The organism is Rhizobium hidalgonense, assembly GCF_005862185.2.
GTDB classification, from domain to species: Bacteria; Pseudomonadota; Alphaproteobacteria; order Rhizobiales; family Rhizobiaceae; genus Rhizobium; species Rhizobium hidalgonense.
Map to the genome: position 1 here is coordinate 64875 of NZ_CP054029.1, position 23274 is coordinate 88148.

General features: G+C 61.6%; 23 protein-coding genes. 13 read left to right on the top strand and 10 right to left on the bottom strand.

The genetic code is table 11. The annotated features are described in order from the left end of the window. Positions 1-41 precede the first annotated feature (41 nt). Positions 42-2138, top strand: a complete 2097-nt coding sequence (locus FFM81_RS29160) for a bifunctional rhamnulose-1-phosphate aldolase/short-chain dehydrogenase (RefSeq protein ID WP_128399693.1) — start codon at positions 42-44, stop codon at positions 2136-2138. A gap of 206 nt (positions 2139-2344) precedes the next feature. Next, complete coding sequence (gene rhaI / locus FFM81_RS29165) at positions 2345-3637, top strand: L-rhamnose catabolism isomerase (RefSeq protein ID WP_138385907.1); 1293 nt, start codon at positions 2345-2347, stop codon at positions 3635-3637. A 66-nt stretch (positions 3638-3703) separates the two neighbouring features. On the opposite strand, the gene FFM81_RS29170 is transcribed toward rhaI, so the two are convergent. Continuing rightward, positions 3704-4162 carry a carboxymuconolactone decarboxylase family protein gene (locus tag FFM81_RS29170; RefSeq protein ID WP_138385908.1) on the bottom strand — a complete coding sequence of 153 codons (459 nt, stop codon included), beginning with the start codon at positions 4160-4162 and terminating at the stop codon, positions 3704-3706. Positions 4163-4270: 108 nt separating this feature from the next. Here FFM81_RS29170 and FFM81_RS29175 point away from each other — a divergent pair, with 108 nt between their 5' ends. Next, on the top strand, positions 4271-5140 hold the full coding sequence (locus FFM81_RS29175) for a sigma-70 family RNA polymerase sigma factor (RefSeq protein WP_138385909.1): 870 nt from the start codon (positions 4271-4273) through the stop codon (positions 5138-5140). Between the two features lie 258 nt (positions 5141-5398). Further along, positions 5399-6607 carry an amidohydrolase/deacetylase family metallohydrolase gene (locus FFM81_RS29180; protein WP_097536701.1) on the top strand — a complete coding sequence of 403 codons (1209 nt, stop codon included), beginning with the start codon at positions 5399-5401 and terminating at the stop codon, positions 6605-6607. Between the two features lie 30 nt (positions 6608-6637). Here the strand turns inward: FFM81_RS29180 and FFM81_RS29185 are convergent, their stop codons facing one another. From FFM81_RS29185 to FFM81_RS29195, 3 genes are all read right to left on the bottom strand, one after another. Beyond that, positions 6638-7486: an IclR family transcriptional regulator gene (locus tag FFM81_RS29185; RefSeq protein ID WP_037091210.1), complete on the bottom strand. Its 849-nt coding sequence runs from the start codon at positions 7484-7486 to the stop codon at positions 6638-6640. A 149-nt stretch (positions 7487-7635) separates the two neighbouring features. After that, positions 7636-8058, bottom strand: coding sequence for a type II toxin-antitoxin system VapC family toxin (locus FFM81_RS29190; RefSeq protein ID WP_138385910.1), 423 nt, complete (start codon positions 8056-8058; stop codon positions 7636-7638). Then, positions 8058-8306 (bottom strand): type II toxin-antitoxin system Phd/YefM family antitoxin, encoded by a 249-nt coding sequence (locus tag FFM81_RS29195; RefSeq protein ID WP_138385911.1) that lies wholly within the window; start codon positions 8304-8306, stop codon positions 8058-8060. Before FFM81_RS29195 ends, FFM81_RS29190 begins: the two co-directional genes overlap by 1 nt. A 114-nt stretch (positions 8307-8420) precedes the next feature. On the opposite strand from FFM81_RS29195, the gene FFM81_RS29200 reads away from it, so the two are divergent. Further along, positions 8421-9278, top strand: coding sequence for an SDR family oxidoreductase (locus FFM81_RS29200; protein WP_138385912.1), 858 nt, complete (start codon positions 8421-8423; stop codon positions 9276-9278). Between the two features lie 93 nt (positions 9279-9371). On the opposite strand, the gene FFM81_RS29205 is transcribed toward FFM81_RS29200, so the two are convergent. After that, entirely contained in the window at positions 9372-12983 is a 3612-nt protein-coding gene (locus tag FFM81_RS29205) for a hydantoinase B/oxoprolinase family protein (RefSeq protein ID WP_138385913.1), read from the bottom strand. Between the two features lie 85 nt (positions 12984-13068). Between FFM81_RS29205 and FFM81_RS29210 the strand changes: the two genes are divergently transcribed. Then, the gene (locus FFM81_RS29210; RefSeq protein WP_025418918.1) at positions 13069-13599 is read left to right on the top strand and encodes a winged helix DNA-binding protein; all 531 of its coding nucleotides are present in this window, start codon (positions 13069-13071) and stop codon (positions 13597-13599) included. 56 nt (positions 13600-13655) lie between these two features. Here FFM81_RS29210 and FFM81_RS29215 read toward each other — a convergent pair whose 3' ends face one another. Continuing rightward, positions 13656-13871 carry a hypothetical protein gene (locus tag FFM81_RS29215; RefSeq protein WP_097536656.1) on the bottom strand — a complete coding sequence of 72 codons (216 nt, stop codon included), beginning with the start codon at positions 13869-13871 and terminating at the stop codon, positions 13656-13658. A 124-nt stretch (positions 13872-13995) separates the two neighbouring features. Between FFM81_RS29215 and FFM81_RS29220 the strand changes: the two genes are divergently transcribed. Continuing rightward, on the top strand, positions 13996-14619 hold the full coding sequence (locus tag FFM81_RS29220; RefSeq protein ID WP_097536655.1) for a TetR/AcrR family transcriptional regulator: 624 nt from the start codon (positions 13996-13998) through the stop codon (positions 14617-14619). Positions 14620-14689: 70 nt separating this feature from the next. After that, the gene (locus FFM81_RS29225) at positions 14690-14878 is read left to right on the top strand and encodes a hypothetical protein (RefSeq protein WP_003563960.1); all 189 of its coding nucleotides are present in this window, start codon (positions 14690-14692) and stop codon (positions 14876-14878) included. Here the strand turns inward: FFM81_RS29225 and FFM81_RS29230 are convergent. Both FFM81_RS29230 and FFM81_RS29235 read right to left on the bottom strand, forming a co-directional pair. Next, positions 14875-15315, bottom strand: coding sequence for a DUF1810 domain-containing protein (locus tag FFM81_RS29230; protein WP_138385914.1), 441 nt, complete (start codon positions 15313-15315; stop codon positions 14875-14877). The two genes, FFM81_RS29225 and FFM81_RS29230, sit on opposite strands and share 4 nt — an antisense overlap. Positions 15316-15417: 102 nt before the next feature. Next, complete coding sequence (locus tag FFM81_RS29235; RefSeq protein ID WP_172643003.1) at positions 15418-15696, bottom strand: hypothetical protein; 279 nt, start codon at positions 15694-15696, stop codon at positions 15418-15420. A 275-nt stretch (positions 15697-15971) separates the two neighbouring features. On the opposite strand from FFM81_RS29235, the gene FFM81_RS29240 reads away from it, so the two are divergent. Both FFM81_RS29240 and FFM81_RS29245 read left to right on the top strand, forming a co-directional pair. After that, on the top strand, positions 15972-17342 hold the full coding sequence (locus FFM81_RS29240) for an amidase (RefSeq protein WP_138385915.1): 1371 nt from the start codon (positions 15972-15974) through the stop codon (positions 17340-17342). Positions 17343-17407: 65 nt separating this feature from the next. After that, a complete protein-coding gene (locus FFM81_RS29245) occupies positions 17408-18268 on the top strand; it encodes a sugar phosphate isomerase/epimerase family protein (protein WP_025418914.1) in 861 nt (286 codons plus the stop codon). Between the two features lie 18 nt (positions 18269-18286). Here FFM81_RS29245 and betC read toward each other — a convergent pair whose 3' ends face one another. After that, positions 18287-19801: a choline-sulfatase gene (gene betC, locus FFM81_RS29250; RefSeq protein ID WP_025418913.1), complete on the bottom strand. Its 1515-nt coding sequence runs from the start codon at positions 19799-19801 to the stop codon at positions 18287-18289. Positions 19802-19896: 95 nt separating this feature from the next. Here betC and FFM81_RS29255 point away from each other — a divergent pair, with 95 nt between their 5' ends. After that, positions 19897-20802 (top strand): choline sulfate utilization transcriptional regulator, encoded by a 906-nt coding sequence (locus tag FFM81_RS29255; RefSeq protein ID WP_025418912.1) that lies wholly within the window; start codon positions 19897-19899, stop codon positions 20800-20802. A gap of 123 nt (positions 20803-20925) precedes the next feature. On the opposite strand, the gene FFM81_RS29260 is transcribed toward FFM81_RS29255, so the two are convergent. Continuing rightward, positions 20926-21858 carry a hypothetical protein gene (locus tag FFM81_RS29260; protein WP_003563953.1) on the bottom strand — a complete coding sequence of 311 codons (933 nt, stop codon included), beginning with the start codon at positions 21856-21858 and terminating at the stop codon, positions 20926-20928. A 370-nt stretch (positions 21859-22228) separates the two neighbouring features. Between FFM81_RS29260 and FFM81_RS29265 the strand changes: the two genes are divergently transcribed. Together FFM81_RS29265 and FFM81_RS29270 are read left to right on the top strand one after the other, a co-directional pair. Beyond that, entirely contained in the window at positions 22229-22432 is a 204-nt protein-coding gene (locus FFM81_RS29265) for a hypothetical protein (protein WP_003563952.1), read from the top strand. A gap of 45 nt (positions 22433-22477) precedes the next feature. Then, the gene (locus FFM81_RS29270; RefSeq protein ID WP_138385916.1) at positions 22478-23272 is read left to right on the top strand and encodes an HpcH/HpaI aldolase family protein; all 795 of its coding nucleotides are present in this window, start codon (positions 22478-22480) and stop codon (positions 23270-23272) included. Positions 23273-23274: the final 2 nt, after the last annotated feature.

The window sequence follows — 23274 nt, forward strand, 5'->3', positions numbered from 1 at the left end:
GCTGATCGTTTGCGCCTTGCAAGCCTATATGGGAGGATGACATGGCGGCGAACGTCCGGCTTCTGGAAAACCGGTGGGATGATGGTTACGCGGCAGGCCTCGATGAGCCCGGCAAGCTGCTCTATCGCTCCAATCTGCTCGGCGCCGACAAGCGCATCACCAATTACGGCGGCGGCAACACCTCGGCGAAGGTAATGGAAACCGATCCGCTTGATGGCGGCAAGGTCAAGGTGCTCTGGGTCAAGGGTTCGGGCGGCGACGTCGGCACCATCAAGCTCGACGGTTTCGCCACACTCTACCAGGACAAGCTGGAATCGCTGAAAGGCATCTACAGGGGTGTCGAGGACGAGGACCGCATGGTCGGTTTCCTGCCGCACTGCACCTTCAACCTGAATGGCCGCGCTGCCTCGATCGACACGCCGCTGCACGGTTTCGTGCCGTTCACCCATGTCGATCATATGCATCCCGACGCGATCATCGCGATCGCCGCCTCGAAAAACTCTAGGGAGCTGACGCAGCAGATCTTCGGTAACGAGATCGGTTGGCTGCCCTGGCGCCGTCCAGGCTTCCAGCTCGGCCTCGATCTCGAAGCCTTCGTCAAGGCGAACCCGAGCGCCAAGGGCGTCGTGCTCGAAAGCCATGGTCTCTTCACCTGGGCAAACGACGCCAAGGCCTGCTACGAGCTGACGCTCGACATCATCAACAAGGCGATTGTCTGGTTTGCGGAAAAGACCGAAGGCAAGACGATTTTCGGTGGTGCGCTGACCCAGAGCCTACCCGTTACCGAGCGCCGCGCCATCGCTGCCCGGCTGATGCCGGAGATCCGCGGCCGTATCGGCAAGCAGGAGCGCAAGCTCGGCCATTTCGACGATCAGGACGCCGTGCTCGAATTCGTCAATTCCAAGGATCTGCGCCCGCTCGGCGCGCTCGGCACCAGCTGCCCGGATCATTTCCTGCGCACCAAGATCCGCCCGCTGATCGTCGATTTCGACCCGGCCAAGCCGGATGTCGACGCGATCGTCGCCGGTCTCGACCAGGCGCTGGAGGATTACCGCGCCGATTACGCCCGCTATTACAACGACTGCAAGCATGACAATTCGCCCGCCATGCGCGACGCCAATCCCGTCATCTTCCTCGTTCCCGGCGTCGGCATGCTGTCCTTTGCCCGCGACAAGGCAACCGCCCGCATCGCCAGCGAATTCTACGTCAACGCCATCAACGTCATGCGCGGCGCCTCGACGGTCTCGGAATATCAGGGCCTGCCGGAGCAGGAAGCCTTCGATATCGAATACTGGCTGCTCGAAGAGGCCAAGCTGCAGCGCATGCCGAAGCCGAAGAGCCTTGCCGGCCGCGTCGCCTTTGTTACCGGCGGCGCCGGCGGCATTGGCCGGGCGACGGCTGCCCGCCTCGTCGGCGAGGGCGCCTGCGTGGTGCTTGCCGATATCGACCAGGCGGCACTTGAGGCCACCGAAGCCGATTTCGTCAAGAAATACGGCACTGACGCCGTGCGCAGCGTCCTGCTCGACGTCACCAAGGAAGATGCGGTGATCGCCTCCTTCACGGAAGCCTCGGTCGAATTCGGCGGCGTCGATATCCTCGTCTCGAATGCCGGCATTGCCTCCTCCGCGCCGATCGAAGCAACCGAGCTTTCGACCTGGAACCGCAATATCGATATTCTGGCGACAGGCTATTTCCTGGTTTCGCGCGAAGCCTTCCGTCTGTTCCGCCGCCAGGCTCTCGGCGGCAACATCGTCTTCGTCGCCTCGAAGAACGGCCTTGCCGCTTCGCCGAATGCGTCGGCCTATTGCACGGCAAAGGCCGCCGAAATCCATCTCGCCCGCTGCTTGGCGCTGGAAGGCGCGGATGCCGGCATCCGGGTCAACACCGTCAACCCGGACGCGGTGCTGCGAGGTTCGAAGATCTGGAGCGGCGAATGGCGCGAGCAGCGCGCCGCCTCCTCGAAGATCGAGGTGGATGATCTCGAGGAACATTACCGCAAGCGTTCGATGCTGAAACTCAATGTGTTTCCGGAGGATATCGCCGAGGCGATCTACTTCCTCGCATCGGACCTTTCGGCCAAATCGACCGGCAACATCATCAACGTCGACGCCGGCAACGTGCAGAGCTTTACGCGGTAATTTTTTGACCGGGGCGGATTCGTCTGCCCTCACCCTCTCCCCGTTAGATGGCGAGAGGGGACTTGCCCAACGAAATGTTGGAGTGGGACTGAGCCGGAGCGGCATATTCCCTTCTCCCCCGTGAATGGGGAGAAGGTGCCGGCAGGCGGATGAGGGGCGGCCCCACGGCAGTTCCAATGTAGAAATTGCAGAACCGGGAGGAAGACATGGCCGAGTTCAGGATCGCGCAGGATCTGGTCGCGAGCGAAAACAACAAGCGGGCGACCGCACTGAAAGCCGATTACGAGGCGCTGGGCGCCACCCTTGACCGTCGCGGCGTCGATATCGAAGCAATCACCCGCAGGGTCGCCGAATTCTTCGTCGCCGTTCCCTCCTGGGGCGTCGGCACCGGCGGCACGCGCTTTGCCCGTTTCCCTGGCACCGGTGAGCCGCGCGGCATCTTCGACAAGCTCGACGATTGCGCCGTCATCAACCAGCTGACGCAGGCGACGCCGAATGTTTCGCTGCATATTCCCTGGGACAAAACGGATGCCAAGGAATTGAAGGCCAAGGGCGATGCGCTCGGCCTCGGCTTCGACGCGATGAATTCCAACACCTTTTCCGACGCGCCGGGACAAGCGCATTCCTACAAATACGGCTCGCTCAGCCATACCGACGCGGCAACACGCGCCCAGGCGGTCGAACACAATCTCGAATGCATCGAGATCGGCAAGGCGATCGGCTCGAAGGCCCTCACCGTCTGGATCGGCGACGGCTCGAATTTCCCCGGCCAGAGCAATTTCACCAGGGCATTCGAGCGTTACCTCGCCTCGATGGCGGACATTTACAAGGCGCTGCCCGACGACTGGAAGCTGTTCTCCGAGCACAAGATGTACGAGCCGGCCTTCTATTCGACGATCGTTCAGGATTGGGGCACCAACTACCTTATCGCCCAGACGCTCGGCCCCAAGGCCCATTGCCTCGTCGATCTCGGCCATCATGCGCCGAACACCAATATCGAGATGATCGTCGCCCGGCTGATCCAGTTCGGCAAACTCGGCGGCTTCCACTTCAACGATTCGAAGTATGGCGATGACGATCTCGATGCCGGCGCGATCGATCCCTACCGGCTGTTCCTGGTGTTCAACGAACTGGTCGATGCCGAACAGCGTGGCGTCAATGACTTCAACCCGGCCCATATGATCGACCAGTCGCACAATGTCACCGACCCGATCGAAAGCCTGATCAACAGTGCCAACGAAATCCGCCGCGCTTATGCGCAGGCGCTCCTCGTCGACCGCAAGGCGCTCGACGGTTACCAGCAGGACAATGATGCGCTGATGGCATCGGAAACGCTGAAGCGCGCCTATCGCGCCGATGTCGAGCCGATCCTGGCCGAAGCCCGGCGCAGGGCCGGCGGTGCGATCGACCCGATCGCCGCCTACCGCGCCAGCGGCTACCGCAACAAGGTGGCGGCCGAACGGCCGGCCTCGGCTGCCGGCGGCGGCGGCATCATCTGAGCTTCTGATCTGAATTAGATATGATTGCCGGCAGCGTTGGGGCGACGCGCTGCCGGCAATCGCCGTTTACGGCTTCCAGGCGCCGGCGATCTGCCGGGTGGCGATGTTCAGCCGGTTCCAGACATTGATATTGGCAATGGCGATGACGAGGGCCGCAACGCTCCTGCCGTCATAGTGCCGCGTCGCCTCGTCCCAGATCTCGTCGGGCACGGGATCGGCGCGGTCGCTGACGCGCGTCACTGCCTCGGTCAGCGCAAGGGCCGCCCGCTCGGCGTCGTTGAAATAGGGCGAGTCGCGCCAGGCGCTGACGGCAAAGAGCCTTTCATCGGTCTCGCCGAGTTTCTTGGCAATGCGGGGATGACCGTCGACGCAGACGCTGCAGCCGTTGATCTGGCTGGCGCGCAGATTGACGAGTTCGAGCAGCTTCGGCGAAAGGCCGGTCTCGGTCGGGACCTTGCTGAGGGCAGCCAGTGCCTGCATCGCCTCGGGAAGGACGAGGGCGGGATTTCCCATTCTCTCCTGCATGGTATGTCTCCTTCATGGGTTTACGATTTGACGATCCGCCGGCGGTGTCACATCGGGCGGGTTTCGTTCGTCATGGTCTTGACGGAACGCAGCGGAGGAATGTGACGGATGGACGAGAAAAAATGGCTGGCCGCTGAATTTGAGGCAAACAGGGCGCATCTGAAGGCGGCTGCCTATCGTATGCTCGGCTCGCGCAGTGAAGCGGATGATGCCGTTCAGGAGGCTTGGCTGCGGCTGAACCGGACCGACACCAGCGATGTCGGCAATCTCGGCGGCTGGTTGACGACCGTGGTGGCGCGCATTTGCCTTGATATGCTGCGAACCCGCAAGACCCGGCGCGAGGAGCCGCTGGAGATGCCAATCCATGCTGTGATCGCCGATCCGGCAAACGATCCGGAGCGCGATGCCGCCTTCGCCGAATCGGTCGGCCTGGCGTTGCTGGTCGTGCTGCAGACGCTGGCGCCGGCCGAACGTGTCGCCTTCGTGCTGCACGACATGTTCGATCTGCCCTTCGATGAGATCGCCTCGATTATCGGTCGTTCTTCTGCCGCCACGAGGCAGCTTGCAAGCCGCGCCCGCCGCCGGGTGCAGGGCATCGATGAGACGACGGCCGTCGACCTCGGCCGCAAACGAACGATCGCCGAGGCCTTTCTTGCCGCATCGCGCAAGGGCGATCTGGCGGCGCTGATTGCCGTGCTCGCCCCCGATGTCGCCTTCCGGCCGGACGCGACGGCGGCCCGGTTCGGAGCCGTCGGCGAAGTGCGCGGCGCTCCAGCTGTCGCCGAGCTATTCAAGGGCCGGGCCCAGGCGGCGGAAGCCGCCATCGTCGACGGCGATGTCGGATTCGTCGTCCGCATCGATGGCGAGGTTCGCGTCCTCGTGGCTTTCACCATTGCCGACGGCGTGATCGTCGCGATCGACGCCTTTGCCGATCCGGACCATCTCGAAAAGGTTGAGTATTCAGTTCTTTCCAACTGAAAACAAACAGAGTTTGGTTGGCTATTCGAAATTTGGGGCGCTGTGAAAAGGGCTCGTCTGCCGGCGTTTTGCGACAGGAACTGCAGTGTCATTTTCCTTGACAGGGACATTGCTACCGATATTCTATTATAAAGATTTATATATCATAATTATGGAATTATCGGAATGCGATGCGCTTTCCGTCCGTCCTTCCATAATGACCAGCAGAGGGATCGCCGCCGGCGCGGGACGATCCAGACTTCGAAAGGAATGCATACCATGTTCGGCGACCCGGCGAAGAAACCGCTCCTGCTCACCAATGTCAGACCCATGGCTTTCGGCGCCGGCGCGCCGGCCGGGGCGGTCGACATTCTCGTCGATGGCGACGGCCGGATTGCGGAGATCGGTCCGTCGCTGGACATCTCGCAGGATGTGACGCGCATCGCCGGCAAGGGCGCCTTCGTCTCGCCCGGCTGGGTCGACCTGCATGTGCATATCTGGCATGGCGGTACCGATATTTCCATCCGCCCGTCCGAATGCGGCGTCGAGCGCGGCGTGACCACGCTGGTCGATGCCGGATCGGCCGGCGAAGCGAATTTCCACGGTTTCCGCGAATATATCATCGAGCCTTCGCGCGAGCGCATCAAGGCCTTCCTGAACCTCGGCTCGATCGGCCTCGTCGCCTGCAACCGCGTCGCCGAACTCAGGGATATCAGAGATATCGATCTTGACCGTATCCTCGAAGTCTATGCCGAAAACAGCGACCATATCGTCGGCATCAAGGTGCGCGCCAGCCATGTCATCACCGGCTCCTGGGGCGTCACCCCCGTCAAGCTCGGCAAGAAGATCGCCAAGATCCTGAAAGTGCCGATGATGGTGCATGTCGGCGAGCCGCCGGCACTCTATGACGAAGTACTGGAGATTCTCGGCCCCGGCGACGTCGTCACCCATTGCTTCAACGGCAAGGCGGGGTCGAGCATCATGGAGGACGAGGATCTCTTCTCTCTCGCCGAGCGCTGCGCCTCCGAGGGTATTCGTCTCGACATCGGCCATGGCGGCGCCTCCTTCTCCTTCAAGGTCGCCGAAGCGGCGATTGCGCGCGGGTTGCTGCCGTTCTCGATTTCGACCGACCTGCACGGCCATTCGATGAACTTCCCGGTCTGGGACCTGGCGACGACGATGTCGAAGCTGCTCAGCGTCGGCATGCCCTTCGACAAGGTGGTGGAAGCCGTCACCCATGCGCCGGCATCCGTCATCAAGTTGTCGATGGAAAACCGGCTTTCGATCGGCGCACAGGCCGAATTCACGATTTTCGACCTCGTCGATTCCGAGCTCGAGGCGACGGATTCTAACGGCGACGTCTCGGTCCTCACGAAGCTGTTCGAGCCGCGCTATGCGGTGATCGGCGCCGATGCCTTCGCCGCCAGCCGCTATGTGCCGCGGGCGCGCAAGCTCGTGCGCCACAGCCACGGCTATTCCTACAGGTAGGGTGCAGCGTTTGGCTCAGCCGTTGGGCGCTCAGCGGTTGCGCCAGCCCATCAGCTTTTCGATCCGCTCCGCCGAACTGCGCACATGCGCCGTATAGTGGTTCTCGTCGGAAAAAGCCTTCTGTTCAGGCAGCACGATGGAAATGGTGGCGACGCACTGGCCGTCGCGGTCGCAGATCGGCGAGGCGATGCAGGCAACCGCATAATCCGATTCTCCCGCCTGGATCGACAGACGTGCCTCAAACGCCTTGCCGGCCGATTCCGACAGCGTGCCCGGATCGATCTCGGCGCGGCCGGTCGGTGACGAGCGGGCGCAGCGTTTGAACAGTTCGATGCGCTCGTCCTCGGCCAGGTGGCCGACGAGCAGGCGCCCCGACGCCGTCCAGTTCAGCGGCACCCGGGTGCCGACGCGGGATGCCACCTGGAAGTGGCTCGGGCCGTCGGCCATGGCAAGCACCAGCATGTAATCGCCGTCGCGGCCGCAGACCTGCACGGTTTCGCCGGCCTGGCGACAGAGATCGTGCATTTCGTGGGTGGCGATGCTCATGAAATCCAGCGACCGGGCATAGGCGAGGCCGTAATGATAGAGCCGGGCGCCGAGCCAGATCGAACCATCAGCCTGGCGCGTCAGCATGTTCTTTTCGACCAGATCGTCGACGATGACGTAAACGGTCGACAACGGCGCCTTCACCGCCTTGGCGATAGCATAGACACCGGCCGGCGAGCCGGTCTCATAAAGGTGATCGATCACCTGGAGCGCGCGGTCGATGCCGCTGACGCGCGCACGGCGCGCACCCTTGCCGGCGGCTTCGTCGGCATGGGCCTCATCTTCGGTGTAAACTGCGGGTGATGTCTTTCCGTCCAATTCCACGCACCTCATGAAAACTGCGATTGTGTTACATTACTATGGCATAGCGGTCGCCGTGGCAAATCGCAATATTTTGTAGGTTGATCGTTGGGCGGATGCGGCAGCGGCGGAATCTGGGGCTATGTGATTGCCGGCATCCATTCGTCACGATACCTTCGGCTTCATAACAACCGGTGACGCGCTCCGACGATGCCGCAGGCTTTCGCCAGCCCCTTATCCAGCGTGATAAGCGTGGCGTCGCTGCTGATCGCGATAGCAAGGTGAAGAGCATCGCCGGCGCGAAAACCAATCTCGAACTGATCGGTCATGCGGGCCGCATCCATGAAATACGCACGCGAAATCGACAGAAGCTCGAATGTTGTCGAGCATAGTTCCTTGAACATGATCAAGGCCTTGCCGCCGTCTGCCGGATCAATCTGCCCGTTTCTTGTTTTGAGTGCGATGGCGCTTGAAAATTCGGTGATTGTCCAGCCGCTGACGGCCATCTCTTCGGCGGCAAACTCTGCCAGCCACTTTTGCGCGTCCTCGGTGCGGCTTTCGATGGTCCAGGCGGCGACAAGAACTGATGTGTCGATGTAAAACATCAATATCGATCTGTGTCGCGCATATCGCGGACGAAAGTTGCGGAATCGACCGGTTCGGCCGGCGGCTTCATTGAGGCCGTCAAGTTTCTTAGCCGCTCGACATCGATTGGCTTTTTCGGCGTCTTCACGGGAACGAGTTGCGCTACCGGTTTGCCGTGCCGCAATATCTCGACGGTCTCGCCGGCTTCAACGCGATTGAGCAATTCGCTGAGATGGGCCTTGGCTTCCGCGAGGTTGACACTTGCCATAACACGTCCTGATGACCAATTTTTTGGTCATTTTAATCGGAAAATGGGTTTACTGCAATGCCGCCGGAACAACAGGCCGTAGCCCGAGTTTGCTCCTCAACCCAGGAGGACAAGATGACGAAATATCCGACGCCCCCTTTCCCGTCTCAGAAACAGCCGATGCCCGGTTTTACCGCGCAGATGGATCCCGTCCCCGATCATGGCGAGGAGAGTTATCGCGGTTCCGACCGGTTGAAAGGCAAGCGGGCGATCATTACCGGCGGCGATAGCGGCATCGGCCGGGCGGTGGCGATCGCCTATGCCCGGGAAGGCGCCGATATCGTAATTTCCTATCTCGACGAGGATGAGGATGCCGACGAGACGAAGCGGCTTGTCGAGCAGGCCGGGCGCAAGGCGGTCCTCGTTAGCGGCGATATCCAGGATCCGGCTCAGTGCCGGCAGATCGTCGAGACGGCGGTCAAGGAACTCGGCGGCATCGACATTCTCGTCAACAATGCCGCCCATCAGGCAAGCTTCAAAAGCATTGACGAGATCAGTGACGAGGAGTGGGAACTGACCTTCAAGGTCAACATCCATGCGATGTTCTACCTGACCAAGGCAGCCGTCGCCCACATGAAACCCGGCAGTTCAATCATCAACACCGCGTCGATCAATTCGGACAATCCGAACCCGACGCTGCTTGCCTATGCGACGACCAAGGGCGCAATCCAGAATTTCACCGCCGGCCTGGCCCAGCTTCTGGCGGAAAAAGGCATTCGCGCCAATGCGGTGGCGCCGGGACCGATCTGGACACCGCTCATTCCGTCGACGCTGCCTGAAGACAGCGTCAGCAATTTCGGCAAGCAGGTGCCGATGAAGCGGCCGGGCCAGCCGGCCGAGCTTGCAACCGCCTATGTGATGCTGGCCGATCCCTTGTCGAGCTATGTCTCCGGCGCGACAATCGCGGTCACCGGCGGCAAGCCGATCCTTTGATGCATGTCGCCCGGAATTGGCGGTTTCGGGAAAAGCACATGCAAGAAAAAGGAAGGAACTGAAGCGCGTCGATGAAGTCTGACGTAACGCGCTTCAGTTCGGTTTGCCGTAGCCACCGCCGGTCGGCGTCGTGACGATCACGGCGTCGCCGGCGGCGAGCATTGCCTGGTCGCAGCCATCCAGCCTTTCGACCGTACCGTCGCCGCGGCGGATATCGGTTTTCCCCAATTGCCCGTCTTCCCCGCCGTAGAGGCCGAAAGGCCGGATCGTGCGATGCGAGGAGAGGATGCTGCAATCCATCGTTTCCAGGAAGCGGATGGTGCGCTCGGTGCCGCCGCCGGAATGATATTGTCCCCTGCCGCCGGAGCCGCGGCGGATATGGAAATCTTCGAGCACGACGGGAAAGCGGAATTCCAGGACTTCGGGATCGGTCAGCCGCGAATTAGTCATGTGGCTGTGCACGCCATCGGCGCCGTTGAAGCCGGTGCCGTCGTTGAGCAGGCCGGCAGGGCCGCCGGCGCAGATCGTCTCGTAATATTGATAGGTGGCATTGCCGAAGGTCAGGTTGTTCATCGAACCCTGGGCCGCCGCCAGCGTTCTGAGCGCTCCGAACAGCGCATTCGTCACATGCTGGCTGGTCTCGACATTCCCGGCGACGACGGCAGCCGGATAGGCCGGGCGCAGCATCGAACCGTCCGGCACGATGATCCGGATTGGCCGCAGGCAGCCGGCATTCATCGGGATCGGCTGTTCGACCATGACGCGGAAGACATAGAGGACGGCGGCGCGCGTCACTGGTTCCGGCGCATTGAAATTGGTCGGCTGCTGCGCGCTCGTGCCGGTGAAATCGACCGTCGCCTCGCGCGCTTGCCTGTCGACGGTGATCTTCACCTTGATGACGGCGCCCTGATCGGTGGGATAGGTGAATTCGCTGTCGCTGAGGCGGGCGATCACCCGGCGAACACTTTCCTCGGCATTGTCCTGCACATGGCCCATATAGGCTTCGACGACATCAAGGCCGAAATGGGCGACCATCTTGCGCAATTCCTGCACGCCCTTTTCATTGGCGGCGATCTGCGCCTTCACGTCGGCGAGGTTTTGGGCCGGATTGCGGGCGGGGTAGGGGTGGTCGCGCAGCATCGCGGCGAATTCGGCCTCACGGAAGCGGCCCTTGTCGACCAGCCGGAAATTGTCGATCAGCACGCCTTCTTCGTCGACCTTCGTTGCCCGCGGCGTCATCGAGCCCGGCGCCTTGCCGCCGATATCGGCATGATGGCCGCGCGAGGCGACGTAAAACAGGATCACCTCTCCCGCATCGTCGAAAACCGGTGTGACGACGGTGATGTCGGGCAGATGCGTGCCGCCATTATAGGGCGCGTTGAGCGCGAAGACATCGCCCGGGCGGATGCGGCCTTCATTGAGACGGATGATGGTTTCGACCGAACGGTCCATGGAGCCGAGATGCACCGGCATATGCGGCGCATTGGCGACGAGCGCGCCGGTGCGGTCGAAGACGGCGCAGGAGAAATCGAGTCGCTCCTTGATATTGACCGAATGGGCGGTGTTCTGCAGCGTCACGCCCATCTGCTCGGCGATCGCCATGAACAGGTTGTTGAAGACTTCGAGCATCACCGGGTCGGCGCTGGTGCCGATCGCGGCATTGCGGGCAGGCGGGATCTCGCGGGTGAGGACGATATGATCGTGGCCGGTGAGCCGCACCTGCCAGCCGGCTTCGACGACAATCGTCTGATGCGCTTCGATGATGAGGGCAGGCCCGTTGAGGACGGCGCCCGGTTTCAGCGTCTCACGCCTGAAAATGCCGGCCTCGCGCCATGTTCCGCCGGAATAGAAGCGCGTCGAACGGAGTGCTTCCGGCTCGAAGCTTGTCGCCTCCATGTCCGCCTCTTCGATGTCGGCGCCGCCGCCGATGCCTTCGACCTCGATAGAATCGACGACAACAGGGCGGTCTTCGAAGATGAAGCCGAACTGCTTCTTGTGGGCGGCGGCGAAGGCTTGCACCATCTCTTGCTGCGGCCCGAAGGCGACGGGCAGCGCCGTGTCGGTGCCCTTATATTGCAGGTGCAGGCGGGTGATGAGCTCCATCTCGCCGCTCTCGACACCTTGAAGCGTCAGTTCCCGGTGCACCTCCGCCTCAAGCTCGGATTTGATGTCGCCGATCGTCGTCAGTGCCGCGGCGAGTTCCGTCAGCACCGCGCGCTGGCGCGTGGCGCGAATATCGGCAAGCCCCATGCCATAGGCCGAAAGGATGCCGGAGAAGGGGTGGAGCAGCACCGTTTTCATGCCGAGGCTGTCGGCGACGAGACAGGCATGCTGGCCGCCGGCGCCGCCGAAGCAGGTGAGTGCGTAGCCGGAAACATCATAACCGCGCTGGACCGAGATCTTCTTGATGGCATTGGCCATGTTCTCGACGGCGATGGCGAGGAAGCCGTCGGCGGCGTCTTCCGCCGTCCGGCCGCCGCCTATCGTCTGCGCCATCTCGGCAAAAGCGGTGCGCACCGCCTCGGCATCGAGCGGCTGGTCCTGTCCCGGGCCGAAGATTGCCGGAAAGAATTCCGGCAGCAACTTGCCGGTCATGATGTTGGCGTCGGTAACGGTGAGCGGGCCGCCGCGACGATAGGATTTCGGGCCGGGCGTGGCGCCGGCCGATTCCGGGCCGACGCGGAAGCGTGAGCCGTCATAGCTGAGGATCGAACCGCCGCCGGCAGCGACGGTGTGGATCTTCATCATCGGCGCGCGCATCCGTACGCCGGCGACCTCCGTCTCGAAGGCGCGTTCCAGTTCGCCGTCGTAATGCGAAACGTCGGTCGAGGTGCCGCCCATGTCGAAGCCGATCATCTGGCCAAAGCCGGCGATGCGCGACACCTCGACCGCGCCGACCACACCGCCTGCGGGACCCGACAGAATCGCGTCCTTGCCCTGGAAGAGATGCGCATCGGTCAGTCCGCCGGAGGACTGCATGAACATCAGCTTCGGGCCTTTTCCCTCGACCGCACCGAGTTCGGTGGCGACCTGGTCGACATAGCGCCGGAGAACCGGAGACAGATAGGCATCGACGACGGCGGTGTCGCCGCGGCCGACGAGCTTGATCAGCGGAGAAACGGCGTGCGACGGCGAAATCTGCGTGAAGCCGAGCGCGCGCGCGATGGCGGCGGCCCGCTGTTCGTGCTCGGGATAGCGATAGGCATGCATGAAGACGATGGCGACGGCGCGCAAGCCCCTGGCATAGGCAGCTTCCAGCGCTTGGCGCAGGCCATGCTCGTCGAGCACACGTTCCACCGTTCCGTCTGCCAGCACGCGCTCGTCGGCCTCGATGACGTCGGCATAGAGCAGTTCCGGTTTGACGATCTTCTTGGCGAAAATATCGGCGCGGGCCTGGTAGCCAATCTCCAGCGCATCGCAGAACCCCTTCGTCGTCACCAGCAGAGTCGGATCACCCTTGCGTTCGAGAAGCGCATTGGTGGCGACCGTCGTTCCCATCTTCACCGCACCGATGAGGTCGGGAGGAATCGGCTTGCCCGGCTCGAGCCCAAGCAGTTCACGGATGCCCTGGACGGCCGGGTCGCGATAGGCCTCCGGATTTTCAGAAAGCAGCTTGTGCGCGATGAGCGAACCATCAGGACGGCGTGCGACGATATCGGTGAAGGTCCCGCCGCGATCGACCCAGAAATCCCACTGACCGCCCATGTTCGACCTCCTGTTAAGCTGAAAATTTATTGACGATTTATCGATAAAATGTCAACGTTTGTCTCTAGAATGGTGGAGGCTGGGCATGGCAGATGGGCGCGGAAAACAACCAGAGATCGGGCCGATCGTCTCTTCGGCCCATCTGGCCGATGGCGCACTTCCTGCACTTTCCGAGTTGGAATTCGGCCTCATCCTCGCCGGCAATGCCTTCGATCGCTGGATGGTACGCTGCATGACGGCGGCAGGCGAGCCCGGATGTGCGGCGATCGACGTGCTGGTGCTGCATTCGGTGGCGCACCGGCAGCGGCCGAAGCGGCTCGGCGATCTCTGCAGCGTGCTCGGCGTCGAGGACGCGCATCTGGTGATCTACGCGATCAAGAAGCTGGAAAAGCGCGGCCTGGTGACGAGCACACGGGCGGGCAAGGAGAAACTGATTGCCGCCACCGAAAAGGGCTTGGAAATCTGCCTGAAATATCGGGCGGTGCGCGAAGCGCTGCTGGTGGAATCGGTCAAGGGGCTCGGGTTCGATCCTGCCGCGACATCGGCGCTGGCCGCGATGCTGCGGGCGCTCTCCGGCCATTACGATCAAGCGGCAAGGGCCGCCGCCTCTTTATGACGGCAGCCCTTGACCGGGGGCAGGGAGAGATCCCCCGAAATGTTCAGGCGGTCTGTTCAGCCGAAGCAGGGCATGGCGGGCAGGTTGGCGCGGCTTGCGAGCGCTCCGATCATGTTACCGACCGAGGTCGGGCGTGGCTCGCGTTTGCCGGCAGCCGTCTCCAGGAGTTGCTTGAAGTCTTCAAGCTTCACGCCATCGGCGCGCAACACCATGGCGATCAGGGGGTCGCGAAGGGCTTCGGATATGGTCAGGTCGTCGCTGGTCTTTCTCATGGCTGTCCTCCTTTCGTGGGCGGTCGCCCGTGTTCCACTTTGCGCTGCCGTGTTCTCATTGACTTTCGCGTTTCGTGGTGTTACCGGTAAGTAACAATGCATTTGTTACCGATCGGTCACATCGATGTCAAGGACGACGTCCGCAAAAAAATCAGAAACTTCGAATGAAATCTCCGCAGCCGTTTCAGAGGATCGCATCCCGCCCAGGGAACGGATCGTCTCGACCGCGTCGGAGCTTTTTCGCGAGCGCGGCATCCGCGGCATCGGCGTCGATGCCATCGCCGACGCGGCCCTGACCAACAAGATGACGCTCTACCGGCATTTCGGCTCGAAGGACGAGCTCGTCTGCGAGACGCTGCGCCGCGCCTCCGAAAAGGCCGGTGCCATCTGGCGTGATCTGGAGGTGGCCTATCCCGGCAATCCGCGCGCCCAGCTCTACGCCTGGGTGGAAATGCGGGCGCAATGTCTGAACGGCGAGCCCGCCGGTTGCGATCTCGCCAATGCCGCCATCGAGCTGAAGGGTGAGGGCCATCCCGCGCATGAAATGATCGAGCGGCACAAGGCCGAACAGCGTGATCGCCTGGCCGCGCTCTGTTCGGCGGCCGGCGCGCGCGAAGCCGAGCTGCTGGCCGATACGCTGACGTTGCTGCTCGAAGGTGCGCGCGTCAGCCGCCAGACCATGGGCGCTGCTAGCTGCTGCGGTCATTTCGCCAAGGCATGCAACGCGGCGATCGCATCTTTCGCCTGACCGGTCTTTCGGGAACCTTACCGCTTCCATACCGTTTTTCCATCACCGGAGGACAAGTGGAGACCGGCATATGAACCACGTCTATCTCAAGCGCCTGTATGCCAAACGCGCCGAGCTCGAAGCGAAGCTGGAGCTTCATGATGCGCGCTATTGTTTCGGCGAGGAAGAGGTCGATGACGGCACCGACAGCGATCTGCGTCAGCGGCTGAGCGAAATTTCCGACGAAATCGACGCGCTGGAAAGCAGACCGGGCCGCTAATCCCCAGCACTGAGGATTTCCATCGTCCGTTCGTCGAACTTCCCGTCATAGAAATGTTCGATCACCCGGTGGAAGGGTGAGCCGTGGTCGCTGATTGCCGCGAACAAGGTCATCGACGAGCGTAGCTTCAGGTCATCGGGCGAGCCGAGGATCTGGTGCGCGGATCGGCCGTCGAGCGACAGAATCGTCTGGGCGCAGCGTAAAAGTCGGCTGGAGAGGATGGGATCGGCGAGATAGGCGGCGGCTTCTTCGGCCGAGCGGATCGCATATTTTTCGGCCATCGGCGATTTGCCGAGACCGGCGATTTGCGGAAAGATGAACCACATCCAGTGTGAGGTCTTGCGCCCGGCTTTCAGCTCGGCGAGCGCCCGTTCGTAGACGCCGTTCTGAGCGTCGATAAAGCGGTCGAGATTGTAGTTGATATCACCACCGGCCATGGTCCTTTCCCTTTCTTGCTGTCGATGCAGCCTGGGCCAAGGGCTCCATGCCCGGCGAGATCGTTTTTCCCGGGGTTCTCCCCGGGCGAGCCGCGCTCGCCCTCAGCAAACCCTTTCAGCGTAAGGGCTGCTCTCACGGCAATGCCCGTAAGGCTGATGGTGCGGCGTGTTGTCGCCTGATGGAGCGGCAATGGCCGATGTCGTCACCGGGTCCGTCTCGCTGGAAGAATATGCGGCAAAACCGACAAAGCTCAAGAGAGCCAGCGCTGCGACCACGACAACACGTTCGAAGCCCGACAGCTTCTGGGCGCTGACATGTTCCACATAGTCGCGCTCGCCCAAACCGGCCGTTTCGTCCTCTTTCACATGGAGGGTCACCATATCCTGGCGGTGGGTCAAAGTTTCACAATCTGTCATTTTAATTACTCCTGCAACACATGCGATGTCGGTCTCTCAAGAATAAACTCTCAACCCTCATGGCGAACCGACTCCCGCATGCGTGCAGCATGTGTGTCTTAAATCGCGGCAATTGAAGGGGCGATATGCAAACTCAGTGTTCAAAAAATCGTCCTAATAAATGCAAAATATCGTGAAGCTCTGGCTCGCCGGAATGATCCGGGGTAGTCCAGGGGATCAACTTTCGTCTGGATCGTCTCATGAGCAAATCCTTTGGCGCCATGTCGGTCGCCCAGCTTTCCGTCCTCATTCAGAGTGGCGCAGCCGATCCGGTCGACGTGGCTGAGGCGGTCTTCGAAACGATCGGCAATTATGCCGACAAGGCCGTCTTCACCGTGCTCACCAAAAGCCGGGCGCTGGAGGAGGCGCGCGCCTCTTCGAAGCGTTTGTGGGAAGGGCGCTCGCTCGGATTGCTGGACGGGATTCCGATCGCCTGGAAGGATCTTTTCGACATCGAAGGTTTGGTAACGACGGCTGGTTCCGTCGTGTTGGCCGCAGATGCGCCGGCCAAGCGCGATGCGGCCGTCGTCAACCTTCTCCGGCAGGCGGGCATGATCGCCGTCGGCCGGACCAATATGAGCGAATTCGCCTTTTCCGGCCTCGGCATCAATCCGCATTACGGCACGCCGGTCAATCCGCGTGGCAGCGATCTCCCGCGTATCCCCGGCGGTTCGTCATCGGGCGCCGGTGTCGCCGTAGCAGCCGGGCTGGTGCCCGTCGCAATGGGCACGGATACCGGTGGCTCGGTGCGCATTCCCGCCGCCTTCAACGGCATTGTCGGCTACAAGGCAACCCGCGGCCGTCATGCGATGGACGGTGTCTATCCGCTGGCAAAGAGCCTGGATTCGCTGGGGCCGCTCTGCCGCAACGTCAGGGATGCGGTCTGGATCGATGCCGCGATGCGCGGCCGGACGGCGCCTGATATCGTCGAGCGTCCGCTGCAGGGGCTGGAACTGCTGGTGCCTGAAAATATCGTCTTCGACGGGGCCGAACCCGGTGTCGTCGCCGCGTTCGAGGCAGCCTTGGAACGTCTTCAACAGGCCGGCGCCCGTGTTTCCCGCGCCGTCATTCCAGCCTTCAACGAGATTTTCGATCTGATGACGCGATATGGTCCGCTGGTGACGGCGGAGGCTTTCGCGCTTCACCACCAACGTTTGGCAGGACCGGACGCCGACCGTATGGACCACCGCGTCGTGATGCGCACCCGTCTCGGTGCCAAGACCACCTTGGCCGATTATCTGGCGATCCTCGAAGCGCGCGGCCGGCTGATCGCCGATGTCGAGCGTCTCGTCGGCGACCGGCTGATCGCCTTTCCCTCGGTCGCTCATGTCGCTCCGCCGATCGCACCGCTGGAAGAGGACGACGAGCTATTTTTCGCGACGAACAACAAGACGCTGCGCAACACCGCGCTCGGCAATTTCCTCGACTCGTGCGGCGTTTCCATTCCTTGCGGCACGGGTGACGCGGGGATGCCGGTCGGCCTGCTTCTATCGGCGACAGCCAATCGCGACGAGGCGCTGCTCGGGATCGCCCTTGCCGCCGAGCCGGTCATTCGCGGCGATTTCGCCTGATTGGCGATTGAACCACCGGGCTTTTGTTGCCATTGATGGCACGACTTGATCCTGGAGGAAGGCACGTGCAGATATTGCAGAACGGACGCTTCGCGGTTTCGACATGGTCGCTGCATCGGCTGCTCGGCCCCGTCTATGGCTACAGCCCCGATCCTGATAAAAGTGCCGCGCCGAAAGAACCTTATGGTCCGGGCGCTGCTGAATTGATCGACATGCCGGCGGCGCTCGCAGCCCGCGGCATCCATCGGCTGGAGGTCTGTTCCTTCCATCTGCCGAGCCTTGACGCTGCCTACCTCTCCGAACTGCACGATGCGATGACGGCTTCGGACGTGCTGTTCCAGACGCTGCTCGTCGAAGACGGCGATCCCAGCCATCCGGAAACGGCCGGACGCGACGTCAGATGGATGGCGGAGTGGATTGATATCGCCGCGGCTCTCGGAGCACAGAAGATGCGCGTCATCGCCGGCAAGGAGAAACCGACCGAGGAAAATCTGAGCCGCTCCGCCGGTCACCTCGGCTGGCTCGCCGAAAGAGCCGAAGGCAGCGGCGTGCGCGTCGTCGTCGAGAACTGGTTCGACCTTTTGCCGTCACCCGTCGAGATGAATTGGCTGTTGGATCGACTGGACGGCAAGGTCGGCCTTAACGGCGATCTCGGCAACTGGGCCGCACCGGCGAAATACGAGGGTCTTGCCGATATCATGCGTCGGGCGGAAATCTGCCATGCCAAAGCCGATTACGGCGTTGCCGGTCTCGATGCCGACGATTACCGCAAGTGCCTGGAGATGTGCGAAAGGGCCGGTTACGCCGGTCCCTTCACACTGATCTACGATTCGCCCTTTTTCTCCGACGAATGGGACGGCATCCTGCTGCAAAAGGCCTTCATCGAGGATTTCCTGCGCGAGGCGCCGGCGCGCCGGACGGCTTAAACCGCGAGCCCCTGCCGCTCATTCCTGGCGCGGGAATCTCTGGCTTTCCTCCAGCACGTTCAGATCCATGTGGTTGCGCATGTAGCGTTCCGAGGCCTTCTGCAGCGGCTGATGGTCCCAAGGATAATATGCGCCGTTGCGCAGCGCCGCGTAGACCACCCAGCGGCGCGCCTGGCTTTCGCGCACGGCTGCGTCGAAATCGGCAAGGTTCCAGCGACGGCGTGCCTGTTCGACAAGCCGTGCCAGCGTATCGGCATGTGCCGGCTTTTCCGCCAGATTGTCGAGTTCCTGTGGATCGGCTTCGAGGTCGAACAGCATCGGCGGATCTTTCTCGCTGAGCGAGAGCTTGTAGCGCCCGTCCCGGATGCAGACGAGTGGGGCTTCCGAACCTTCGGCGGCATATTCCATCGGCACCGGGCCGCGGCTGCCCGTGCCTGCGGCAAGTGCTGAAAGATCCTCACCTTCGGTCCATGGTTTCAACGAGGCGATGTCGATCCCGGCAAGGGCAGCCAGCGTCGGCGTCACGTCGAGCGTGGAGACGGGCTGATCGATGCGCCTCGGCTTCCAGCCGGGTGCCGCAATCATCAGCGGAACGCGCGCCGATCCCTCGAAGAAGTTCATCTTGAACCAGAGGCCACGATCGCCGAGCATGTCGCCGTGATCGGACACGAAGAGGATGATGGTGTTGTCGGCCATGCGGGTCCGTTCCAGCACGCCGAGAATGTCGCCGATCTTGTCGTCGACATAGGAGATATTGGCAAAGTAGCCCCGCCTTGCCCGCCGGATTTCTTCGGGGCTGATGTCGAAAGCCTCGTGGTCGCAAGCCTTCATCAGGCGCTGCGAATGCGGGTCCTGCTGCTCGAAGGCAATCGGCGCAACCGCCGGATCGAGGGCCGGGCAATCCTCGTAGAGATCCCAGAATTTGCGACGCGCGACATAGGGGTCGTGCGGATGGGTGAAGCTGACGGTCAGGCACCAGGGGCGGTCGTCATGGCCGCGTGATAGATCGAACAGCTTGCGGGTGGCGTTGTAGGCGACCTCGTCGTCATATTCCATCTGGTTGGTGATCTCGGCGACGCCAGCGCCGGTCACCGAACCGAGATTGTGATACCACCAGTCGATGCGCTCGCCGGGCTTGGTATAGTCGGGCGTCCAGCCGAAATCGGCCGGATAGATGTCCGTCGTCAGCCGTTCCTCGAAACCGTGCAACTGGTCGGGGCCGACGAAATGCATCTTGCCGGAAAGTGCCGTCTGGTAACCGGCGGCGCGCAGATGATGGGCATAGGTCGGAATATCAGAGGCGAATTCCGCGGCATTGTCGTAGACACGCGTCCGGCTCGGCAATTGTCCGGACATGAAGGACGCCCGCGCCGGTGCGCAAAGCGGGCTTGCCGTATAGGTGTTGGCGAAACGCACTGAACGCTCCGCTAATGCTTTCAGATGCGGCGCATGCAGGAAATCGGCAGGCCCATCGGGAAACAAGGTCCCGTTCAACTGATCCACCATCAGGATGAGAATATTGGGGCGCGCCATGTGGTTATTCCTATGCTATTTGAAGATTTTATTGAAGCCCCTATTATTGCTGCTGTAAAGCTGGCTTTTTTCGATGGGTGCCAAAAGGAATTTTTATGGCAGACTACCCGCCTGAGCTTGGATGGATGCGGATCTTCGTCGAGGTCGCGCGGCTCGGGAGTTTTTCGGCGGCCGCCGCGCTGCTTGGGCTGACCCAGCCGGCCGTCAGCTACCAGATCCGCCGGCTGGAAGAGCAATTCGGCGTCAGCCTGTTGCACCGCCAGCACCGCGGCGTGACGCTGACTGCCGAAGGCGAGCGGCTTCTCGAGGTCACCGCCAAGGCGGTCGGCGACATTGATGCGCTCGCCCGCAGTTTCCGTGCCGAAGCGCAAAGGCCGGTCGTTCGGCTGAGAACCGACTATGCCTTTTCAGCGCTGTGGCTGATCCCGCGCATGCACGGCTTTCGTCTTCTTCATCCGGACACGGATATACAGATCGTCGCGACGCAGAGGTTTGCCGCCGGTTTTCGCGACCAGGCGGATGTCGCGGTCGTTTTTGGCACGCGGGCGGAATTCGGCGCAATCGGTACGCTGCTGCTGCCGGAAAAGGTCGTGCCCGTTTGCACGCGGGGATTTCTCGATCGCAACGGCCCATTCGACGATCCGGCGCAGCTTGCCAAGGCGGTTCTGATCCATCTCGACACGCCGATGCCATCGCCCTGGTTCGACTGGCGCAGCTATCTGACGGAATTTTCGGTTATCCGCGACATCAATGCCGGCCGCGGTGACATCAGCTTCAATACATATTCGCTGGTGGTTCAGGCCGCACTCAGCGAGCAGGGCGTGGCAATCGGCTGGATGGGGCTCGTTGATACGCTGCTTTTCGCGCATATGCTTGTTGAAGCCGGCCCGTCGCTGGAAGCGCCTGACCGCGGTTACTGGCTGGTACCGCCGCGATCGGCAAGCGCCCACAGCGAGGAGCTCAGCGCCTGGCTGATGAACGAGGCGGGGAAGGTCGGCTAGCTCGAGCCGCGCCGCGTGACGGAAAGGCTCTGACGGCGGTTATCCCGAATAACCATCGCCACATCCGCAAGTCAGACGCCTCGCAAGTTATGGATATAGTTGAAGTCTTTTCGAGTCCGATCCTTAGCCGATTTTTCTCGTCACAAAGAAACTCATCGCAACTTTTTCGTCACCATTTGGCATTGACGTGAACGGCGCTCGAAATTCCTTCCGTCCTAGTCCGTCCGTACGGATGTACTGGAGTTCCGCAAGGATTTCGAAGCCGCTCTCCTGCATCAGATTGATGTGATGGCTGCGCCACTTCCGATTTATCAGGTAGGGTCGTCGTCCACGCATCATCGTCCACGTGGGGGCGCCCAAAACCCAGTGCCCATTCCAGTCGCTTGACAGACCATGAGATTGAAAGTCGATCAGGTGCGTCGCAAACCCTCCTGGCTTCAGCCACCGGGCAATAGCGATATAGGTATCAACGAGGTTGTCCACGTGCTCCATGACTGAATGCGTCATCAGCCAGTCAGCCACACCCGCCTGCAGTACGTTGAAATCGGTCCATGGTGCGACGAACTTTAATCGTTCGCTGCCATTCACGAGGTCCGCCTTCAGCGCGTCGATTGCCGCCGCACTGAGGCGCTGTTGCACGATCCCATCTATCCGATCCCAGGCGAAGTTTGTCGGTGACGGCGGAAAAAAAATGTCGCCCGATACGGTGTTATCCCAAAATGCGGCCCGCTCGCCGAAGAGTTCAATCAAACCGTTCAGGACTTCAAGATCGTGCTCGATGCTCCGGTGGTCTTGCAAATCCAGCCCGATGTACGTGTCGACGCCCGCAAGCAGTGCGGCAAGCCCAACGCCAAGCGAACTTCCGGGGCCGACCTCGACCAATACTTCAGGCCTTTTGCCGTTCAGCCAAGGCGCTAGGTGACCGTAGTGGCGGAAGAAAAGGTCATAACAGTGGCGCGCAGAAGCAGTGCCCCCTTCTACGTGCGTATTTCGCAGTTGCGGAAGGACGAAGGAACCCAGTCCCTTGGCTAGGGAGCGAAGTGCAATATGGGTCATGGCGCCACCTTTTTCATCGAAACTCCAGAACGGCAATGTCCGGCCTGCTCTACCCAGCAGAATTTGCGTGCAACATCATCAGAGACCAAAGAAAGGCAAAGCAATATGGTTCGGCCTTGGGCTCGTTAGTTGGGATTGTACCCGTCCTATAGTGATTGATATTTTCACGAATCTAAAGTCATTCATTGGACGTACAGCAATAGTCACTATGACCATGGCCGGGTTGCTGAAGCGCATGAGAGGCTGCCTCAAAAAGAATTGAGTGATTTCAGCGGGTTGTGATTCCTTCGTTTGCGCCCAGGAGAAGCCTTGTCATGAACGAAGCCGGTCGCCATTGTGGGATCGAATCGATAGGGAAGGCGGCTGAAGCATGTGGCGAACGATCGGATATGTTCTCGGAGTGCTTATGATCATCTTCGGACTGATCTGGATCGGCCAGGGAAGTGGCTATTTTCCCTATCCGTCGTCCAGCTTCATGATCAGGCAAACGATCTGGATCCTTTGGGGAGCCATCCTGGCGGGACTGGGAGTCGTGGTCATGATCGTCCTTTCGCGGCTACACCGGAAAGGATGAGGCCGTGAACCCTTCTGATCGAGCCAATGAACTGAGGAGAATGGCATGAGCGCAGCTGAAATCGACGGTTTCGCGGCACGGATCAGGAACCACCAGGGCGGCATGATCTCCGCCTGGGTGGGTATTCCGGACGCCACGCTCGCCAACCATCTGGCGCAGGAGGCTTTCGACGCCGTCGTGCTGGATATGCAGCACGGCCTGTGGGACATGCCGGCGGCAGCAAACGCCGTCGGCCAGGTGCGCCTCGCCGGCAAACCAGCCTTGGCGCGCATACCGGTCGGCGATTTCGCTTCCGCCTCGCGATTGCTCGACGCCGGCGCCTCCGGCATCATCGCGCCAATGATCAATTCGGCCGAAGACGCGCAAGCCTTCGTCAGGACCACGAAATATCCGCCGTTCGGCGAGCGCAGCTGGGGACCGTCGCTGGCGCTGAACCACACCGGCCTGTCCGCTGACGACTATCTGAAAAACGCCAACGCGCTGACCGTCGCCATCGCCATGGTCGAGACCCGGGCGGCACTTGAGGCGATCGATGCTATCCTCGGCGTTGCCGGCATCGACGGCATCTTCATCGGTCCGTCCGACCTTTCGATCGCATTGTCGAATGGCGATCAGGTGGCGCCGAACGCCGCCGAGATCGACAGCGCCATGCAGCATGCGGTTGCGCGCTGCCGGGCCCACGGCAAATTTGCCTGCGCCTATGCCGCCGATGGCGAGCGGGCCGGCGAACTCTTGAAGTTCGGTTTCGACTTGGTCATTGCCGGTGCGGAGACGACGCAATTGCGCTCCGGCGCCCGCCGCGCCATCAATGCCGCCCGCAGGATCGCTTCGGGCAGTTAAAT

What these genes read in the sequence shown, in the direction of transcription:
- FFM81_RS29180 (WP_097536701.1), top strand. Translation starts at nt 5,399, where the DNA reads ATGTTCGGCGACCCGGCGAAGAAACCGCTCCTGCTCACCAATGTCAGA.
- betC (WP_025418913.1), bottom strand. Translation starts at nt 19,801, where the DNA reads ATGGCGCGCCCCAATATTCTCATCCTGATGGTGGATCAGTTGAACGGG.
- FFM81_RS29215 (WP_097536656.1), bottom strand. Translation starts at nt 13,871, where the DNA reads ATGAGAAAGACCAGCGACGACCTGACCATATCCGAAGCCCTTCGCGAC.
- FFM81_RS29230 (WP_138385914.1), bottom strand. Translation starts at nt 15,315, where the DNA reads ATGGCCGGTGGTGATATCAACTACAATCTCGACCGCTTTATCGACGCT.
- FFM81_RS29170 (WP_138385908.1), bottom strand. Translation starts at nt 4,162, where the DNA reads ATGCAGGAGAGAATGGGAAATCCCGCCCTCGTCCTTCCCGAGGCGATG.
- FFM81_RS29235 (WP_172643003.1), bottom strand. Translation starts at nt 15,696, where the DNA reads ATGGTGACCCTCCATGTGAAAGAGGACGAAACGGCCGGTTTGGGCGAG.
- FFM81_RS29190 (WP_138385910.1), bottom strand. Translation starts at nt 8,058, where the DNA reads ATGTTTTACATCGACACATCAGTTCTTGTCGCCGCCTGGACCATCGAA.
- FFM81_RS29270 (WP_138385916.1), top strand. Translation starts at nt 22,478, where the DNA reads ATGAGCGCAGCTGAAATCGACGGTTTCGCGGCACGGATCAGGAACCAC.
- FFM81_RS29255 (WP_025418912.1), top strand. Translation starts at nt 19,897, where the DNA reads ATGGCAGACTACCCGCCTGAGCTTGGATGGATGCGGATCTTCGTCGAG.
- FFM81_RS29220 (WP_097536655.1), top strand. Translation starts at nt 13,996, where the DNA reads ATGTCAAGGACGACGTCCGCAAAAAAATCAGAAACTTCGAATGAAATC.
- FFM81_RS29265 (WP_003563952.1), top strand. Translation starts at nt 22,229, where the DNA reads ATGTGGCGAACGATCGGATATGTTCTCGGAGTGCTTATGATCATCTTC.
- FFM81_RS29240 (WP_138385915.1), top strand. Translation starts at nt 15,972, where the DNA reads ATGAGCAAATCCTTTGGCGCCATGTCGGTCGCCCAGCTTTCCGTCCTC.
- FFM81_RS29195 (WP_138385911.1), bottom strand. Translation starts at nt 8,306, where the DNA reads ATGGCAAGTGTCAACCTCGCGGAAGCCAAGGCCCATCTCAGCGAATTG.
- rhaI (WP_138385907.1), top strand. Translation starts at nt 2,345, where the DNA reads ATGGCCGAGTTCAGGATCGCGCAGGATCTGGTCGCGAGCGAAAACAAC.
- FFM81_RS29200 (WP_138385912.1), top strand. Translation starts at nt 8,421, where the DNA reads ATGACGAAATATCCGACGCCCCCTTTCCCGTCTCAGAAACAGCCGATG.
- FFM81_RS29225 (WP_003563960.1), top strand. Translation starts at nt 14,690, where the DNA reads ATGAACCACGTCTATCTCAAGCGCCTGTATGCCAAACGCGCCGAGCTC.
- FFM81_RS29205 (WP_138385913.1), bottom strand. Translation starts at nt 12,983, where the DNA reads ATGGGCGGTCAGTGGGATTTCTGGGTCGATCGCGGCGGGACCTTCACC.
- FFM81_RS29185 (WP_037091210.1), bottom strand. Translation starts at nt 7,486, where the DNA reads ATGAGGTGCGTGGAATTGGACGGAAAGACATCACCCGCAGTTTACACC.
- FFM81_RS29210 (WP_025418918.1), top strand. Translation starts at nt 13,069, where the DNA reads ATGGCAGATGGGCGCGGAAAACAACCAGAGATCGGGCCGATCGTCTCT.
- FFM81_RS29175 (WP_138385909.1), top strand. Translation starts at nt 4,271, where the DNA reads ATGGACGAGAAAAAATGGCTGGCCGCTGAATTTGAGGCAAACAGGGCG.
- FFM81_RS29260 (WP_003563953.1), bottom strand. Translation starts at nt 21,858, where the DNA reads ATGACCCATATTGCACTTCGCTCCCTAGCCAAGGGACTGGGTTCCTTC.
- FFM81_RS29160 (WP_128399693.1), top strand. Translation starts at nt 42, where the DNA reads ATGGCGGCGAACGTCCGGCTTCTGGAAAACCGGTGGGATGATGGTTAC.